This window comes from Clostridium sp. CTA-5 (genome assembly GCF_054768135.1).
This window is the reverse complement of sequence record NZ_BAAAAT010000002.1, coordinates 117,125-135,949: the sequence shown is the minus strand read 5'-3', so window position 1 is coordinate 135,949 and position 18,825 is coordinate 117,125. Positions and strand designations below refer to the sequence as shown.

The window sequence follows — 18,825 nt, the reverse complement described above, 5'->3', positions numbered from 1 at the left end:
TCTTTAAGCAAAAATATAATCTAAGTTATTCACAGATTTAAAAAATATAATTTCCTAAAGAATAAAAAAAGACGAGGTTTATACCTCGTCTTTTAAAGAGAAATTATTTCATAGAATCAGCTGATCCTAAGATATTGTCAATTTTTGATTCAACAACTTCTTGGATTGCAGTTCTTGCAGCACCCATGTAGTTTCTTGGATCGAAAACTTCTGGTTTTTCTCCGAAAGTTTTTCTTATAGCTGCAGTCATAGCTAATCTTAAATCAGTATCCATGTTGATTTTACATACAGCCATTGAAGATGCTTTTCTTAACATATCAACTGGAATACCTTTAGCGTTTGCAATTTTTCCACCAAATTCGTTACAAGTTGCAACAGTGTTAGCGTCAACAGCTGATGCTCCATGAAGAACTATTGGGTAACCAGGTAATTTAGCTTGAATTTCTTCTAATATGTGGAACTTTAATTCTGGTTTAGCATCTGGTGGGAATTTAACAGCTCCGTGTGAAGTTCCTATAGCGATAGCTAATGAATCAACTCCAGTTCTATTAACGAAGTCAACTGCTTGATCTGGATCAGTATAAACATGAGAATCAGCAACAACGTCATCTTCAACTCCTGCTAATACTCCAAGTTCAGCTTCAACAACAACTCCTCTAGCGTGAGCGTAATCTACAACTTCTTTTGTTCTCTTTACATTTTCTTCATAATCAAAGTGAGAACCATCAAACATTACTGATGTGAAACCAGCATCTATAACTTCTTTAACAGCTTCAAAACTTGGACCGTGATCTAAGTGAAGAGCAACATCTATTCCAGTTTCAGCTATAGCAGCGTCTACCATTGCTTTTAAGTATTTAGCTCCAGCGTATTTTATTGCTCCAGTTGAACATTGAAGGATTACTGCTGAATTTCTAGCTTTTGCTCCATTAACAACACCTTGGATTATTTCCATGTTATTAATATTGAAAGCTCCGATAGAGTATCCTCCTTCATAAGCTTTTTTAAACATTTCTTTTGTAGTAACTAATGCCATGTTAATTTTACCACCTTTCAAATTTTGAAAAAATTTTAACAACTAAAAGTTGTCTTAACAAATCAATTATAAACTATAGTTTATGTATTTTCTACATTTAACGAATTAAAATTCAAAAAAATCATTATTTTGGCATGATTTTTGCAGTATTTTATAGATTTTAGTTAATTATTTTTACCAAACACCGTTTTAAGAGAATTTAGGCATATGAAGAAAAATAATAAGTCCAAAATGCCCTGATTATTTTTCATTAGGCAAGGAAGTAGATTGGTCTCATAGTTAGCCTATTAGGCAAATCTGCATCCGCAGTATAATGGAAAATAGGATTGGTAGACGGAATTATTATTTTTTTGATTATGCCTTATTTAAATATGTTGTGTTATAGTATATTTTTTAAAGTTGGTTTTTGAAGTTTCTTTAAATTTTGAGCATTATATTTTAAAGTGTGTAATGTAGAGTTTGCATCAGGAATATCTTTATGACTTAAATAAACTGAAAGTTTTACTGTGTCATTAACTAAATTATCAAATTCTTGATGATTTACATAAATTGATGTTACAAATCCATCTTCATGTATTAAATTTAACAAATCTATAGATTTAATATAAGCATCTTCTGTTTCTCCTTTTATTAAAGTAATCTCTATATCCTCGGCAAGTGTAGTAATATTATCACATAACTTTAGTAATGAATTATCTGCAAAATATACTAATATAAGAACAGCACAGAAAATTAGTATAGAAAATACAACATTTCTCATTTCTTACACTCCTTCTTTCTTACATTCATTTGAATATTCATCGTAAAGTTGATATTTAAAATTACCTTCTGTATCATACAAAGCTATTAATACTTCATTAATAGAATCAATATTATGATTTTTTAATACATTAATAATCCATTCTTCATCTTTCTCCATGCGAGTTAACGAACTTTTATTAATTTTTCCATCAGATATCAGTATTTTAGGTAATTGTACTTCTTTAGTTTTGGATGTATTATCATTACTATTAGAATTACCAGATTGAGAATTGTAGTTAGTTGGAAGTACAGAAAGTTGACCTCCATTTTCTAAAATAGCATATTGTATTTCCTCAAGATTAAAGTAATCTGCAAGTCTTAATTCTTCAAGCAATTCATCTAAATTTATTTGTTGTTTTTTTAGTGCTTCATAATTAATTTTTCCCTTATATATTAGAATACTAGGTTCACCATCAATTATTTTTCTAGAAGCTTGCGATTTTAATTGAATTAGACTTAAAATTGTTTTTAGAAATAATAATGTAATTATTGGTATAATTCCTAGTAATAATGGAAGCCTTGAATCTTGCATAGGTAAAGCTGCTAAATCAGAAATCATAATTGTTATTACAAATTCATAGGGTTGAAGTTCTCCAATTTGACGCTTTCCCATTAATCTCATTACTAAAACAACTAAAGAATAAAGTATTGTAGTTCGAATAAATACTATAAACATAAAAAAACACCTCGTATAAATAATATTTGTAAAATTTCGTCTTAATATGCAAAATAGTTTTACCTTTTTAAGTAGAAATATATATAATAGAATTATAGAGGGGAATATATTGAAAAGGAGACACTTAATATGGTTAAGGTATATTCTGAGATAGATAAAAATAAGTTAAATAATAAAACAACCTTTTATGATTTAATATCTAAAAAATTTAATGGAAATATTAATGATATAGCTGTATGTAAAATGAATGATAAATGTTATGAATTAAATAATTTAGTAGAAGATTCAGGTGAAATTGAGCCTATAGAATTTAATACAGAACTAGGTATGAAAATTTATACTAGAACATTACAATTCATTTTTATTAAAGCCACTTTAGATTTATTTCCAAATGCTAAAATAAAAATAGAACATTCTATAAGTAAAGGATTATTTGGAGAGATTATTAAGGATTCACCACTAAATGAAAATGATATTAAATTAATTAAAGAAAGAATGAGTGAGCTTATAAACAAAAATATTCCAATAAACAGTGTAAGAATGTCTAAAGAAGAAGCAATAAAAATTTTTGATAAATATGATATGGAAGATAAGGTAAAGCTTTTAGAATACTCAAATTTAAAGGACGTTAAACTTTATAATTTAGATGGAAGATATGATTATTTCTATGGATATATGGCATATTCAACAGGAATAATAAAAGCTTTTGATTTAATATATTATGAACCGGGATTTATATTAAGAAGTCCAGAGCAAGAAAATTTAGATGTTTTGCCAGAATATAAAGAACAAAGAAAGTTAAGTAAAATTTTTTTAGAAACAGAAAGATGGCTTAGCATATTAAATATAGGTGAAGTTGGAACGTTAAATGAAAAATTATCTAGCAATGAAGCACAAAATTTAATTTTAACATCAGAAGCTCTTCATGAAAAAAAGATGGCTAATATTGCAGATCAAATAACAAATAAAAAAGAAGTTAAAATAGTTCTAATTGCAGGGCCATCATCTTCGGGAAAAACAACTTTTGCCAATAGATTAGGAATACAGTTAAGAGTTAATGGTTTAATTCCAATACCTTTATCATTGGATGATTTTTTTGTTGAAAGAAAAAATACTCCTAAAGATGAAAATGGAGATTATGATTATGAATCTGTTTATGCTTTAGATTTAGAATTAATTAATAAATCATTAATGGCTTTAATGAATGGTGAGAAAGTAGATATTCCAACTTATAATTTTATAACTGGACAAAGAGAATGGAATGGTAAAAAAGTAAAATTACCTGAAAATGGAGTTTTAATATTAGAAGGAATACATGGTTTAAATCCAATATTAACATCAAGTATACCTGAAGAGAATCTTTTTAAGGTATATATATCAGCATTAACTCAATTAAATTTAGATAATCATAATAGAATAACTACAACAGATGTAAGAAAAGTAAGAAGAATTGTTAGAGATTCATTAAGTAGAGGGCATGATGCTGAAGCTACGTTAAAAATGTGGCCTTCAATAAAAAGAGGAGAAAAAAAGAATATTTTTGTTTATCAAGATCAAGCAGACGCTATGTTTAATTCAACATTAGTATATGAATTAAGCTTATTAAAACCATATGCTTTAAAAGAGTTAGATAAGGTAAAAGAAGAAAGTGAATTATATGAAGAGGCGATTAGATTAAAATCTATTTTAAATTTTTTTAAAGAAGTAGATTCATCTTATGTTCCTATGAATTCTATATTAAGAGAATTTATAGGTGGAAGCTGTTTTTACGAATATTAAAATTAAATATAAGTACAAAAAATAGATCAAATATGTTCGTATATTTGGTCTATTTTACTATAGCTATTTTTAAAAAAGGTGTTGAATTTTTAGTATAAACAGAATTCTTAATATCAGACAAAGCTTGTCTTTGACTGATATTAAGAATTCGTTATCCAGGAGCGTGTAGCTGTTATGAAATTACAGATACTAGCTATCGGATAAAGCTGATGGCCAGAGGAATTTTTATTATAGTAGATTTATTTTGTTTGCGATATTTTTAAAGAAAGTAAAATCCCCCTTGACTATCATAGATAAATTATGCATTCTATATAGGGTAATATAATTTTTATTAAAAAAATATATTTTAAGTAGATTTTTATATAAATATACTTTATATAAATTTATTAATTTAAGCTTAGAAAATATATTATTAAAAATAAAGCTATATTTTAACTGAAAGTGTATATTACAATAGAAACACTATTTTAAAATATAACACCAAAAGATAGAAAAGTTAAATAGAAGCATGCAGTAATTAAAGCCCACTTAAACAAGTTGAGTATTAAGAATGCTAGCTCTTGAATAAAATTAAACGGAAGGGGGATTTAGTGAAAAATTAGATATTTCACTAAATAACGCATTATGAAAAATGTAGGCGTATTTGATATTTTAGGACCTATAATGATAGGACCATCTAGTTCTCATACAGCTGGAGCTGCAAGACTTGGAAAAATTGCAAGAACAATAGCTGGAAATGAAATTTTAGAAGTAACATTCTTATTACATGGCTCTTTTGCAAAGACATATAAAGGACATGGAACAGATAGGGCATTAGTTGCTGGAATTTTAGGTATGGAACCAAGTGATGAAAGACTTAGGGATTCACTTGATATAGCTAAAGAAAAGGGATTAAAATTTGAATTTAAAGAAGCAGATTTGGGAGATGTACATCCTAATACAGTTAAATTTCTTATAAAAACTAAGAATGATACATATTGTGAGGTTAAGGGATCTTCTATTGGAGGAGGAAATATTCAAATTTCTGAAGTTAATAATAATAGTGTAGATTTTACAGGTATGTATGAAACTTTAATAATTACCCATACAGATCTTCCAGGAGTAATACATAGTGTAACAAGTGTTCTTTCAGGAAAAAATCTTAATGTAGCTTTTATGAAAGTATTTAGAAATAGTAAGGGAAAAGAAGCTGGCATGATTTTTGAAATGGATAATAAAGTTAGTAAAGATATTATAGAGGAAATAAAAGCTATAGAGTTAGTTAAAAATGTTATTTCAATAAGTCCAGCAAAGGAAGGTGAATAATATGCTTGCTAGATCGGGAAAAGAACTTTTAGAAATATGTGAAAAAAATAATATTACTTTAAGTGAATATGCAATAAGATGTGAAATCGAAGAAAAAGAAGTAACCAGAGAAGAAGTTATAGAAAAGATGAAAAAAAATCTAAACGTTATGATTTCAGCAGCTAATGAAGGTATGGAAAAAGAAGTATATTCAGTAAGTGGTTTAATAGGCGGAGATGGGCATAAATTATATAATTATGCTAAGAATGGAAAGACTCTTACAGGAAGAGCAACAACAATGGCAATGGCAATGGCTCTTTCTTCATCTGAAGTTAATGCTTCTATGGGGAAGATAGTTGCATGTCCTACAGCAGGTTCATGTGGTATTTTACCAGCAGTAATATTATCAGCAGGAAAAGAACTAGGTTTAGATGAAGATGAACTTTTAAAAGGATTATTTGCAGCCGCTGCTGTAGGAATGATTATTGGATTAAATGCTACTTTGTCAGGCGCAGAAGGTGGATGTCAGGCAGAGTGTGGTTCTGCTTCAGCAATGGGAACAGCAGCAGTGGTCGAAATGATGGGTGGGACACCAAAAATGAGCTTAGATGCTGCATCAATAATACTACAAAATATTTTAGGATTAGTCTGTGATCCAGTAGCAGGACTTGTAGAAATTCCTTGTGCCAAAAGAAATGCTCAAGGTGCTATAACTGCTTTATGTACAGCAGATATGGTGATGGCAGGTGTAAAAGCTAAAATACCTTTTGATGATTCAGTAACAGCTATGTATAAAGTTGGAAAAAGTTTGCCATCAGCTCTTAGAGAAACAGCTTTAGGTGGGATTGCAGTAACTAAAGAAGGTTTGAGACTTAAAGAACAAGTTTTTGGAAAAGAATAAAGATAATTATGTTTTAAAATTGTGCTAATATAAAGGGATGTGTATAAAATGGAAATGAACTCTATTTTATACACATTTTTTTATTAAAATTTCAAAAAAATTAATTTTATTTTAATGGATTAATAAATTTAAACTGCTATAATACAAATAATAAATAATTTTAATGTTTAGGTGATTTTTATGATAAATATGCTATTAGTGATATTCATAATGGCAACATTGTTAATTTTAGTTTTTTTGTTTACCAAAGGTAATGGAAAAAAATATTTAAATAATAAATCTCATTCAATAGTAAGGAGTAGTTATTCTCTTGGAACAATAATAAATTTAAAAGCATGTGGTAGTAATGCAGAAGAGGCAATAGAAAAATCAATAAAAAGATTAAACAATATTGATGATAAGATGTCAGTATTTAAGGAAAATAGTGAAATATCTATGATAAATTCAAAAGCGGGAATTGAATCACAAATTGTAGGAAAGGATACTTATTTTGTTTTGAAGAAATCTTTAGAGTATAGCAAAATATTAAAAGGAACTTTTGACCCTACAATAAGACCATTAGTATCACTTTGGAATATATCAGGAAATGGAGGACGTATTCCAAATGAAGATGAAATAAAATCAAAGATTAAGCTTGTAAATTATAATGATATTATACTAGATGAAAATAGCCATTCAGTAATGTTAAAACATAAAAATCAATCATTAGATGTTGGAGGAATAGCAAAAGGATTTGCAGCAGATGAAGTTAGAAATATATTTTATAAATATGATATTAAAAGTGCTTTAATTGATTTAGGAGGAAACATATTTGCCTTAGGATTAAAAGAAGATGGATCAAATTGGAAAGTAGGAATTCAAAACCCAATTAAAACTAGAGGAGAACATATAGGACTATTAAATGTAAAAAATAAATCAGTAGTGACTTCAGGAAATTATGAAAGATATTTTATGGAAGATGGAAAGAAGTTTCATCACATAATTGACCCAAAAACAGGTTATCCATCAGAAAGTGAGATAATAAGTGCAACAATAATATCGGATAACTCTATTGATGGTGATGGATTATCAACTGGTATATATATTCTTGGAATTAATAAAGCAATAAGTATTATAGAATCAATGCAAGGTATAGATGGGATATTAGTAACAGCAGATAAAAAAATATATATAACTTCAGGTATTAAAGACGATTTTATTTTAACGGATAACGAATTTTCAATTTAACTAAATAAAGAGAATTAAATTGATTAAAAACCAAAGATAAGTTTATAGTGAACTTAGGGGGAAGAGAGTATGAAAAGAGTGAAAGTATCACAAACTTTTAGACATATAGTACAACTGATAATGTTTTTATTGTTACCAGGATTATATGCAATGACTCTTGGTGAATTGAAAATAGTTTATAAAATGATTCTTAGTGGAAATTTTAATTTTATTCAATCACTGCCAAATTTAATAGAGATTTCATCAGCTATATTATTAACGATATTAATAGGAAGATGGTTTTGTGGGTGGTTGTGTGCTTTTGGAGCTTATAATGATTTAATATTTTTTATATCTAAAAAATTATTTAAAGTAAATTTTAGAGTAGATGAAAAAGTTGATTCAATATTAAAATATGTAAAGTATTTAGTATTAGTATTTATAGGAATTGTTTCTTGGACAATGGGAAGTAATATTTTACAAAGTACAAGTCCTTGGGATGCCTTTGGAGAAATAACTAATATATCTGGTGTTCTATCTACATTACTTATTGGATTTATACTTTTAATTTTAATTACAATAGGAGCAGCTTTTATTGAAAGATTTTTCTGTAGATATTTATGTCCATTAGGTGCTGTATTCTCAATATGTTCTAGGATTGGAATAGTAAAAATTAATAAGCCTAAAGAAGCATGTGGAAAGTGTAGAGCTTGTACACTTAAATGTTCAATGGGAATAAAACTTTATGAGATGGAGTCTGTTAAAGGCGGAGAATGTATAAATTGTTTAAAATGTACTGATGTATGTCCTAGAAGTAATGCCAATGTAAATATACTTGAAAAAGATTTAGATTCTAAAATGGCTAGTACTATAGCACTGGCAACGATGGTAGGAGTCTATGGAGCTACATCTTTTGCCGGAAGTCATTTAAATAATTCTAATTTAGATATAAATAATAAATCAGTTTCAGAAAATGAAAATAAAAATGGGGTTTCACAAAATAATAATGTGTCACAAAATCCCAATAAGGCTTCACAAGAATATAAAGATGGAACATATATAGGAACCGGAAAAGGATTCAAAGGAGGAACAACTAAAATTTCAGTTACAATACAGAGTGGGAAAATAGCCCAAATAGAAACTTTATCATATGGAGATACACCTAACTATTATGACAGAGCTTCGAAATCTATAATAAATAACATAGTTTCTAAACAGTCAACATCAGTAGATACAGTTTCAGGAGCTACTTATAGTTCTAAAGGGATTATTCAAGCGGTAACTAATGCTTTAAGTCAAGCAAAAGCTTAAAATTTATAATTAGTTCTATAGTAATAATATATTTATTACTTGACGGATAAGAATTAAAGGTATAAGCTTTAAATTGTAAAAGATAATTTAATAATTTTATAACTAGGGGAGCTAATATTTTAGCTGAGATTGGAAAGATTGATTTCCTGGACTCTTATAACCTGATTTGGTTAATACCAACGTAGGGAAGTACACTAAATAATGCGTAGTATATTTATGTAGCCCTTGGGCTACATTTTTTTTATTCCAAAATAAGTAATTAGTTAAAGTTATGTTTTAAAACTGTGTTGATATTGTAGTATAAAGCTCATGGACAGAGGAATTTACTTTAAGAACTCTAAAATAAAGCTTAGTCCAATTAATGCATGTTCCCAATCAAAGATTGCTGACAAGCAATTAATTGTACAAATCTTCATTAAGAGTTCTAAAAAGCAAATTCAAATGCTACTTCGCCCTTATACTAGAATATCAACATTCACTTAAAATATAGAATTAATTAAAAATTTAGTGCAGTTTCATTACGTTAGGCATATGAAAGTAAAATAATAGATCAAAGATGTGCAGTATATTTTGATGATGAAGTATGTAGCAAAATATAAAAGTATACTGGTTTATTATTTTTTTGAATGTACATTAAATAAAAAATGAAAGGAGGACTAAAAAAATATTATGAATGAAAAAAGTAAGACACAAAAAATTGCATTAAGTGGAATTTTGATAGCAATAGCAACTTTTTTCGGAACATTTTCAATTCCAATAGGAGTAGCAAAAATATCACCAATTCAACACTTTGTAAATGTAATTGGAGCAATAGTTTTAGGTCCAATTTATGCTTTAACAAATGCATTTATTGCATCATTAATAAGAAATATTTTAGGTACAGGTAGTTTATTAGCATTCCCAGGAAGTATGATAGGTGCATTTTTAGCAGGAGTTCTTTATAAAAAATTTAGGAAAAAATTCATAGCTGCAATTGGTGAAGTAATAGGTACAGGAATATTAGGTGCTTTAATAGCTTATCCAATAGCAGCGGTACTTTTAGGAAAAGAAGTAGCAGTATTTGTATATGTTATACCATTTACTTTTAGTTGTAGTGTAGGAGCAATTATTGCTTATGTATTTTTAAAAATTCCTGTCATAGAAAAATATTTAATGACTAATGAAAATATAAAATCACAAAGTATTTAGAAAAAAAGTTGTATTTTCAAATAATGTTTATATGTCAGTAAAAAATAAATTTTAATTACAGATGATCATTATACCTTATAAGAACAACATTTATTTAAAAGATAGATTAGAAAGAAGAGGAGAAAAAATGTTTAGAGCACTTACAATTGCAGGTTCTGATAGTTGTGGAGGAGCTGGTATTCAGGCAGACTTAAAAGCATTTTCAGCTAATGGAGTTTATGGCATGAGTGTTATAACAGCAATAACAGCTCAAAATACAATGGGTGTTTTTGGAATTCAAGATATAAGCCCAGAAATGATTAGATCACAAATGGATGTGATTTTTGAAGATATTAGAGTTGATGCCATAAAAATAGGAATGGTATCTAAAATTGAATCTATAAAAGCTATATCAAGTTCATTAAGAAAAAAGAAGAAACTACCATTAATTGTTTTAGATCCAGTTATGATTTCTAAAAGTGGATTTAATTTATTGTCAAAGGATGCTAAGGATACTTTAGTTAAAGAATTATTTCCATTGGCTACCCTAATAACACCTAATTTACCAGAAGCAGAAGAAATTTTAGGAATAAAAATAAAAACTCTAGAAGATATGAAAAAAGCATCAAAAAAGCTTAAGGAGTTTGGTCCAAAATATGTTCTTATTAAAGGTGGACATTTAAAAAATGAAGCAACAGATTTATTGTTTGATGGTGAAAATTTTATTTTTTTACCACAAGAAAGAATAAATGTAAAGCATACTCATGGAACAGGATGCACACTATCATCTACAATAGCTGCTAATTTGGCTAAAGGGATGACGATTGAGGAGGCAGTTAAAGAAGGTAAAAGATACACAACATGTGCAATAGAACATGGATTTGAACTTGGAAGAGGTGTTGGGCCTACTAATCATTTTTATGAACTTTATAAAAGAGCTGGAATAATAGAGTAACTTTTAAATTAATGCTATATTCTAAGGGAATGTTGATATTGTAGTATAAAGCTCATGAACAGAGGAATTTACTTTAAGAACTCTAAAATAAAGCTTAGTCCAATTAATGCGTGTTCCCAATCACAGATTGATGACAAGCAATTAATTGGACAAATCTTCATTAAGAGTTCTAAAAAGCAAATTCCAATGCCAGTTCGCCCTTATACTACAATATCAACACTGTTTTAAAATATAGCCTAAATTAAAGTAAAATTCAAGAATAAAAAAATCATTAAGAATGTGGATGTAGCAAATTTTTTCATAATATACCTTTTTGGATATCTGTGAGAAAAATATGCTAAACAAATATATTTTATAAATTTTAATATTAACGGAGGAATAGACGATGAATTATAAGACTCAAATGGAAGCAGCAAAAAAAGGGATAGTTACTAAAGAAATGAAGATGGTAGCTTCTAAGGAAAATATTTCAGAAGAAAAATTAATTAAACTTGTAGCAGAAGGAAAGATAGTTATACCAGCTAATGTTAATCATAAATCACTTAGTCCAGAGGGGATTGGAGACGGACTTAGAACTAAGGTAAACGTAAACTTAGGTATTTCAGGAGATTCAATTGATTACTGTAGAGAAATGGAAAAGGTAAAATTAGCAATTGATTTTGGTGCTGAAGCTATAATGGATTTAAGTAATTATGGAAAGACTCAAGAATTTAGAACAAAATTAATAGAAAAATCTCCAGCTATGATTGGTACAGTTCCAATGTATGATGCAGTTGGATATCTTGAAAAAGATCTTTTAGATATAAAAGCAGAAGATTTTCTTAATGTAGTTAGACAACATGCAAAACAAGGTGTAGATTTTGTAACTATTCACGCTGGAATTAATAAAAGAACAATTTCTTTATTTAAAGAAGATAAAAGAAGGATGAATATTGTATCTAGAGGCGGATCTTTATTATTTGCATGGATGGAAATGACAGGAAATGAAAATCCATTCTACGAATATTATGATGAGTTATTAGAAATACTTAGAGAATATGATGTAACAATAAGTCTTGGAGATGCTATGAGACCAGGATGCCTTGATGATTCAACAGATGCAGGACAAGTTGCAGAGCTTATAGAGTTAGGGCTTCTAACAAAAAGAGCATGGGAAAAAGATGTACAAGTTATGATTGAAGGTCCAGGCCACATGGCAATGAATGAAATTGCAGCCAATATGCAAATCGAAAAGAGATTATGTCATGGAGCACCTTTTTATGTACTTGGACCATTAGTTACTGATATAGCTCCAGGATATGACCATATTACTTCAGCTATTGGTGGAGCTATTGCAGCAACACATGGAGCAAATTTCCTTTGTTATGTAACTCCAGCTGAACATTTAAGGCTTCCAGATTTATCTGATGTTAGAGAGGGGATTATTGCATCAAAGATTGCAGCACATGCAGCAGATATAGCTAATGGACTTCCTGGTGCAAGAGATAGAGATAATAAAATGGCGGATGCTCGTCAAAAACTTGATTGGGAAGAAATGTTTAAGATTGCTATTGATGGAGAAAAAGCTAAGGAATATTTTGAAAGTGTTCCACCAGAAGATAAGCATAGTTGTTCTATGTGTGGAAAAATGTGTGCAGTAAGAACTACAAATAGAATATTAAATGGTGAAAAAGTTGAACTTTTACAAAATGAGGTTAAATAATTATGAGCAAGGAAATAGTTAAAAAAGTTTGTGAATTATTAAAAGATGTTAGAAATCAAAAACCTCTTGTACATAATATAACAAATTATGTTACAGTTAATGATTGTGCTAATATACTGCTTGCAATGGGAGCATCACCAATTATGGCTGATGACATTAAAGAGTCAGCAGATATTACTAAAATTTCAGATGCACTTGTAATAAATATAGGGACATTAAATGAAAGAACAATTAAATCTATGATTGCATCTGGTAAAAAAGCAAATGAATTAAATGTTCCAGTAGTTTTTGATCCAGTAGGTGCAGGTGCATCTGAATTCAGAAATTCAATTACTAAGAAAATATTAGAAGAAGTAAGAATCAATGTTTTACGTGGTAATATGTCTGAAATTAAATTTATAAGTGGCTTAGAATCTACTACTAAAGGTGTTGATGCTTCCGAAAGTGATATGAAAAGTGGAGATAAAGAAGGCGTTAATATAGCTGAAAATTTAGCCAATAAACTTAATTGTACTGTAGCGATTACAGGGGTGACAGATATAGTTTCTGATGGAAAACGTACTGTTATACTTGAAAATGGAACTAGAATGCTTGCTAATGTTACGGGAACAGGATGTATGAGCAGTGCTTTAATAGGTGGCTTTTGTGGAGCTAGTAATGATTATTTTATAGGGGCAATTGCAGGGATTATTTCCATGGGAATAGCAGGAGAGATTGCTTTTAAAAAATCAGGAGAAATAGGACTTGGAAGTTTTAGAGTTGGAATTATAGATGCTATAAGCAATATGAATTCTGATGTAATTATAAATATGGCAAAAGTTAAAGAAATATAAAAATTAAAAATTAAAAATTAAGACATATGAAAAAATAACAATCCTAATATAGATTGTATAAGGGTTAGTTATTTTCATATGTCTTAATAAAATTTGCCTATCTTTTAAATATGGGTGATATTATAGTATAAAGCTCATGGACAGAAGAATTTACTTTAAGAACTCTAAAATAAAACTTAGTCCAATTAATGCATCCTCTCAATCAAAGATTGATGACAAGCAATTAATTGTAAGACTAAAAGGAAACTCGACTCATGTACATTCGCTGAGTAAGTTCGAGTAGCAAAATATAAAATTTTGACTCTTACTTAAGAGTTCTAAAAAGTAAATTCCAATGCCAGTTCGCCCTTATACTATAATATCAACACTATTTTAAAATGTAGCCTAGAATTAAAGAATAGAATAATAAATTACAAGGAGAATAAAGAGGAATGAAACCTAAAATAGATTATAGTATTTATCTTGTAACAGATAGGGACTTAATGAGTACTGATACATTAGAAGAAGCAGTAGAAGAAGCCATTAAAGGAGGATGTACTTTAGTTCAATTAAGAGAAAAGGAATGTACATCACTTGATTTCTATAATACTGCTTTAAATATAAAAAAAGTAACTGAAAAATATAATATACCATTAATAATAAATGATAGAGTGGATATTGCAATGGCAGTAGATGCAGCTGGGGTCCATGTAGGACAAAGTGATATACCATCAAGTGTGATAAGAAATATTATAGGAAATGATAAAATCATTGGAGTTTCAGCTAGCTCATTGGAAGAAGCACTTAAAGCAGAAAAGGATGGAGCGGATTATTTAGGTGTTGGTGCAATGTATGCAACAGGAACTAAAAAAGATGCAAATAAAACATCAATAGATGAATTGAAAAAAATCAGATCAAATGTATCAATTCCTATTGTAGTAATAGGAGGAATAAATAAAGAAAGAGTTAAAGATTTTAAGTATACTAATATTGATGGACTATCGATTATATCAGCAATTATAGCTCAGAAAGATATTGAAAAGGCTACAAAAGAATTAAAAGAATTATTCTTAAAAATAAAAAATTAGTAGCTAACCAATTCGGCATGGAGCTACTATTTTTTAGACTTAAAATTAATCCATATATTTTTTGCCCCAAAGGCATAGTTCAGTTAAGATATTTTCTAAGGATTTTCCTCTAGCTGTAGGTATATACTCTACTTTAGGTGGAATTGTGGTATAAGCAATTCTTTCAATAAGACTATCCATCTCAAGAGTTTTTAACTCTTGAGATAGTATCTTGTGACTTATATTGGGTATAGATTTTTTCAACTGACCATATCTTATGTGAGAGGTATTTAATATGTGCCATAATATTATAGCTCTCCACTTACTTCCAATTACAGTCATCGTAAATCCTATTGAACATTTAAAATCCTTTTGCCTTTTCTTTTGATTTGGGAATTTTTCAATCATGTCTTTAGTCATATCTTATCCTTCTTTCCAAATGGTAACTATCTGATAAAAAAGTGCGTACTTGTATGTGTATTCCAACAAAATTATAATTAATTATATTATACATAGATATTAATTGTCATAAACAAAGAAAATAGTGTTTAATCTATAAAATCACAATATATTTAGGGGGCAAATCATGTTAAGAAAATATAATTTATATCAAATTGATTCATTTACAAAGGAAAAATTCACAGGAAATCCAGCAGGAGTAATAACAAATGCAGATGGATTAACTGATTATGAAATGCAGAAAATAGCCAAGGAACTTAATAATTCTGAGACAGCCTTTATATTTTCTTCAAATAGCAATGAGTATGATGCTCATATACGCTTTTTTACTCCTACAAATGAAGTGCCAATCTGTGGACATGCTACTATTGCTGCTCATTATGCCCGTGCTGTTGAAAATGGACTTGATACTTCAAGGGTTTATCATAAAACAGGTGCAGGAATTTTACCTGTTGATATAATAAAGGAAAATCAGGATTATAAAATTGTTATGACACAGGGTAGCGTTGAATTTGGAACTATTATTGATGGCATAAATAAAGAAGAACTTTTATCGGTACTCAATATAAAAAATAGTGATTTGTTGGAAAACTATAAAATTCAGATTGTCTCAACAGGTCATTCTAAGGTGATGGTTGGTATAAAAAGTATTGAAACTTTAAATACATTACATCCGAATTATGATGCACTTTCTAAGTTGAGTAAGGTTATTAAATGCAATGGATATTATGTTTTCACAGTTGATTCACAAGATGATGATATTTTGATTCATGGCAGAATGTTTGCACCTGCAATAGGTATTAATGAAGATCCTGTAACTGGTAATGCAAATGGTCCTTTAGGTGCATATCTTATTTACCATAATTTTGTTAAACATAATAATTCGTTATTTAAATTTAAGGCTAAACAAGGCGAAGCTATAAAACGACCAGGAATTATTGAAGTTGCTGTGAAAATAGAAGATAAAGAACCTGTTGAAGTTAAGGTTTCTGGGAATGCGGTGATAATATTTAAAACTGAATTGTCATTTAATGATTAGAGAAAAAATACGATTTAGTGTTTTTGAGATAGAGAATTTGATATTGTAAAAAGAGGAAAAGTATATTAATAAAACTTTAAAAATATTATAATTGCAATAAGGATTAAGTTAACTAATAATAAAAAATGGTAACTAAAACTAATTTTATTATATAAACAACGAATGCACACTTTATAAAAGTATCAAACATATCAGATACCACCCCATAGTTATAGTAAAATAATTCACAAATAGCTAATAGGATAAAGATAAAACATTTAAAAATAATAAAGTTTAATACAATCATATAGATTTCATGTAAAATTAATGATAAAATGTATAAAAATGGGGGTATAAGAATGAAAATAAAAAGAATGCTTATGTTAATACTAATTACAATTTTTATTATGCCAACTTGGGCATTTGCAGATACTCAGAGCAAAAATATTAATGTATCTTTTAATGAAATTAATATTAAGGTTAATGGAGTTGATTTTAAAGGCGATAATATGGTATACAATGATACTATATACTTGCCAGTAGGAGATCTTTCAAAACTATTAGACTTATCTGTGTATTACTATAAACCTACAAATACAATATATATGGGATGTCTACCTGCTGGAAATATTGCTGAATCTTGTAAATTATATGAGGAAGCTAAAGATACAATTCAAAAAGGATTAAATAATATTGATGTAGCATTTAATAATGTTAATATTAAAGTTCATGGAGAAACGGTTAATGCTATGACTATATCATATAAAAATACAACTTTTGTTTCTTTAAAGGCAGCATGTGAAATATTGAATATTGGTGTTAAATATGATGCACCTACATTAACTGCATATGTAGGGGGACAGGCTAACTTAAATAACGTGAATTATAATAGCTATCAAAATGGTTTTTCAGATAATCAAAAAAAATTATATGCTGAACCAGCAACTGGAGATATGCAAGGATGGCAAAAAATTAGAGGGCATGAATATGAGGGGGTAGTTGAGATTTATTATCAATTAAATGGGAATATCCAAAGTATAAAAGTAAAAGATATAAGAAATGTTGATTTAAATAAGATTGTTGAATGGGTAGATGATAAAGGTATAAAGAGATATAATTCTGTAGGAGATATATATCAAATGTTTTACCATTTTGGTTCATATTCAACAGAATGGTTTGATAATAAATTTGGTAATCTGTATACAGAATGGCTAATGGTAGAATCTATAAATGCCGAAAAAATTGTATCAGATTATTTAGTAATGACAGGACAAAATCAAATACCAAATAATATAACACTTACTCCAGATGCTGAATTTAAAACTATAGAGCAATAAAAAAAGAAAAATATTAGTATTAAAGAGATGATAAAACATTGAAAAATGTATAAAAAACAGTCAAAGATGAAGTTAAAAATTAATTTTAAAAAATATATATGGATAATAAAATTACTTACTTAATTGTAGGTAATTTTTTTATATTATCTGTGAACTTCATTTACATTTAATCCATAATAGATATCATTAAATCCCTTTTTATTTATTTAGAAATCAAATGATTTCATATCAGTAAAAATACTTGACTTTAGATCTATGATAATTATAACAATTAATAAAAACCTCACTTATTTATTGTAAAGTATTGAGTCAGTATGATTTTTATCATATGGGCTCAATTTTATTTATGAAATAAGAATGAGGTTCTATGTAGTATATAGAGCTGATAAAATATATAGAAAAAAGATTGGAGGAATTATTTATGACAATAGATATTTTTAATGTATAGCAGAGGCTATTACATTATTATAAAAATATGATGAAATAGTCTTTGCAAATCCTAAAACTTGAATGACTAGGAGGAGCAAAATGAGCTATTTTAAAAAATATCAATGGGAATTAATACCTGAAAACTTACCAAGAGTAAAAAGAAATTGTCCTAAATGTAATGAAAAAACACATTATATAAATAGTGAAAAATTTAGAGTAAATGCAAATAAAAATAACATTGATGTTTGGCTAATTTATCAATGTGAAAAATGTAAATCAACTTGGAATATGACAATATATGAAAGAATAAAGCCTTGTGATATTAATAAATATGAGTATGAAAAATTTTTTTCTAATGATAAAGAGTTAGCTAGAAAATATGCTTTTAATTTAGGCATATATAATAAAAATAAAGCTGAAGTTAATTTACAAAATGTAAATTATAAATTAATCCAAAAGAAATTAGATGCATATTATATAAATGAAAATGAATTTGTTATTGAAATTGTTTGTAAGTACCCAATAGAATTGAGAGTAGATAAGCTTTTAAGTGATAAACTTGAACTTTCAAGAAGTAAAATAAAAAATATGCAGAAAAAAGGAGTAATCTTTATTAATGATGATAAAAATTCATTAAATATAAAAGTAAGAGATGGAATGGAGATACATGTTTTAAAGGTAGTAGAGAATATAGAAATTTTAGAAGCTATTATAGTATAAGCTGTTTCATCAACTTGTATGATTAAAATTACAATCTAGCAGGTTTAGTCTAGTATAATAAATAATTTGAAATTATTAGACATATATTGGTTATATATATATTATAATTGTATATATAAGGTGCAAGTTATAGTAACTATTGCTCTTATGAAGTAACTTTTAAAG

The 18,825-nt window shown here is 28.0% G+C and carries 17 protein-coding genes and 1 riboswitch; of the genes, 13 read left to right on the top strand and 4 right to left on the bottom strand.

Annotated elements, in window-relative coordinates; genetic code table 11:
• Positions 1-103: 103 nt before the first annotated feature.
• The 3 genes from fba to ACYUET_RS05935 all read right to left on the bottom strand — a co-directional run bounded on the left by fba (position 104) and on the right by ACYUET_RS05935 (position 2,513).
• Positions 104-1,036 carry a class II fructose-1,6-bisphosphate aldolase gene (gene fba / locus ACYUET_RS05945; protein ID WP_460278386.1) on the bottom strand — a complete coding sequence of 311 codons (933 nt, stop codon included), beginning with the start codon at positions 1,034-1,036 and terminating at the stop codon, positions 104-106.
• 379 nt (positions 1,037-1,415) lie between these two features.
• Positions 1,416-1,796, bottom strand: coding sequence for a DUF4363 family protein (locus ACYUET_RS05940; RefSeq protein ID WP_460278384.1), 381 nt, complete (start codon positions 1,794-1,796; stop codon positions 1,416-1,418).
• A gap of 3 nt (positions 1,797-1,799) precedes the next feature.
• Complete coding sequence (locus tag ACYUET_RS05935; RefSeq protein ID WP_460278382.1) at positions 1,800-2,513, bottom strand: DUF421 domain-containing protein; 714 nt, start codon at positions 2,511-2,513, stop codon at positions 1,800-1,802.
• A 129-nt stretch (positions 2,514-2,642) separates the two neighbouring features.
• Here ACYUET_RS05935 and ACYUET_RS05930 point away from each other — a divergent pair, with 129 nt between their 5' ends.
• The 10 genes from ACYUET_RS05930 (at position 2,643) to thiE (ending at position 14,718) form a co-directional block, all read left to right on the top strand.
• A complete protein-coding gene (locus tag ACYUET_RS05930; protein ID WP_460278381.1) occupies positions 2,643-4,292 on the top strand; it encodes a nucleoside kinase in 1,650 nt (549 codons plus the stop codon).
• A 624-nt stretch (positions 4,293-4,916) separates the two neighbouring features.
• Positions 4,917-5,597, top strand: coding sequence for an L-serine ammonia-lyase, iron-sulfur-dependent subunit beta (sdaAB, locus tag ACYUET_RS05925; protein ID WP_460278379.1), 681 nt, complete (start codon positions 4,917-4,919; stop codon positions 5,595-5,597).
• 1 nt (position 5,598) lies between these two features.
• Positions 5,599-6,477, top strand: a complete 879-nt coding sequence (gene sdaAA, locus ACYUET_RS05920) for an L-serine ammonia-lyase, iron-sulfur-dependent, subunit alpha (protein ID WP_460278378.1) — start codon at positions 5,599-5,601, stop codon at positions 6,475-6,477.
• Between the two features lie 180 nt (positions 6,478-6,657).
• Positions 6,658-7,704: an FAD:protein FMN transferase gene (locus tag ACYUET_RS05915; RefSeq protein ID WP_460278377.1), complete on the top strand. Its 1,047-nt coding sequence runs from the start codon at positions 6,658-6,660 to the stop codon at positions 7,702-7,704.
• Between the two features lie 69 nt (positions 7,705-7,773).
• On the top strand, positions 7,774-8,994 hold the full coding sequence (locus ACYUET_RS05910; RefSeq protein ID WP_460278376.1) for an FMN-binding protein: 1,221 nt from the start codon (positions 7,774-7,776) through the stop codon (positions 8,992-8,994).
• Positions 8,995-9,088: 94 nt separating this feature from the next.
• Positions 9,089-9,199: riboswitch (TPP riboswitch) on the top strand.
• 464 nt (positions 9,200-9,663) lie between these two features.
• The gene (gene thiW / locus ACYUET_RS05905) at positions 9,664-10,182 is read left to right on the top strand and encodes an energy coupling factor transporter S component ThiW (protein ID WP_460278374.1); all 519 of its coding nucleotides are present in this window, start codon (positions 9,664-9,666) and stop codon (positions 10,180-10,182) included.
• Positions 10,183-10,309: 127 nt separating this feature from the next.
• The gene (gene thiD / locus ACYUET_RS05900) at positions 10,310-11,116 is read left to right on the top strand and encodes a bifunctional hydroxymethylpyrimidine kinase/phosphomethylpyrimidine kinase (RefSeq protein ID WP_460278372.1); all 807 of its coding nucleotides are present in this window, start codon (positions 10,310-10,312) and stop codon (positions 11,114-11,116) included.
• Positions 11,117-11,501: 385 nt separating this feature from the next.
• A complete protein-coding gene (thiC, locus tag ACYUET_RS05895; protein ID WP_460278371.1) occupies positions 11,502-12,818 on the top strand; it encodes a phosphomethylpyrimidine synthase ThiC in 1,317 nt (438 codons plus the stop codon).
• Between the two features lie 2 nt (positions 12,819-12,820).
• Complete coding sequence (gene thiM / locus ACYUET_RS05890) at positions 12,821-13,651, top strand: hydroxyethylthiazole kinase (RefSeq protein WP_460278370.1); 831 nt, start codon at positions 12,821-12,823, stop codon at positions 13,649-13,651.
• 431 nt (positions 13,652-14,082) lie between these two features.
• Positions 14,083-14,718, top strand: a complete 636-nt coding sequence (gene thiE / locus ACYUET_RS05885; RefSeq protein ID WP_460278369.1) for a thiamine phosphate synthase — start codon at positions 14,083-14,085, stop codon at positions 14,716-14,718.
• A gap of 45 nt (positions 14,719-14,763) precedes the next feature.
• Here the strand turns inward: thiE and ACYUET_RS05880 are convergent, their stop codons facing one another.
• Positions 14,764-15,117 (bottom strand): winged helix-turn-helix transcriptional regulator, encoded by a 354-nt coding sequence (locus ACYUET_RS05880; protein WP_460278368.1) that lies wholly within the window; start codon positions 15,115-15,117, stop codon positions 14,764-14,766.
• Between the two features lie 166 nt (positions 15,118-15,283).
• On the opposite strand from ACYUET_RS05880, the gene ACYUET_RS05875 reads away from it, so the two are divergent.
• From ACYUET_RS05875 to ACYUET_RS05865, 3 genes are all read left to right on the top strand, one after another.
• Positions 15,284-16,195 (top strand): PhzF family isomerase, encoded by a 912-nt coding sequence (locus ACYUET_RS05875; RefSeq protein ID WP_460278367.1) that lies wholly within the window; start codon positions 15,284-15,286, stop codon positions 16,193-16,195.
• A 338-nt stretch (positions 16,196-16,533) separates the two neighbouring features.
• A complete protein-coding gene (locus tag ACYUET_RS05870; protein WP_460278366.1) occupies positions 16,534-17,511 on the top strand; it encodes a hypothetical protein in 978 nt (325 codons plus the stop codon).
• A 528-nt stretch (positions 17,512-18,039) separates the two neighbouring features.
• The gene (locus ACYUET_RS05865; RefSeq protein ID WP_460278365.1) at positions 18,040-18,660 is read left to right on the top strand and encodes a DUF1062 domain-containing protein; all 621 of its coding nucleotides are present in this window, start codon (positions 18,040-18,042) and stop codon (positions 18,658-18,660) included.
• The last annotated feature ends 165 nt before the right edge of the window (positions 18,661-18,825 follow it).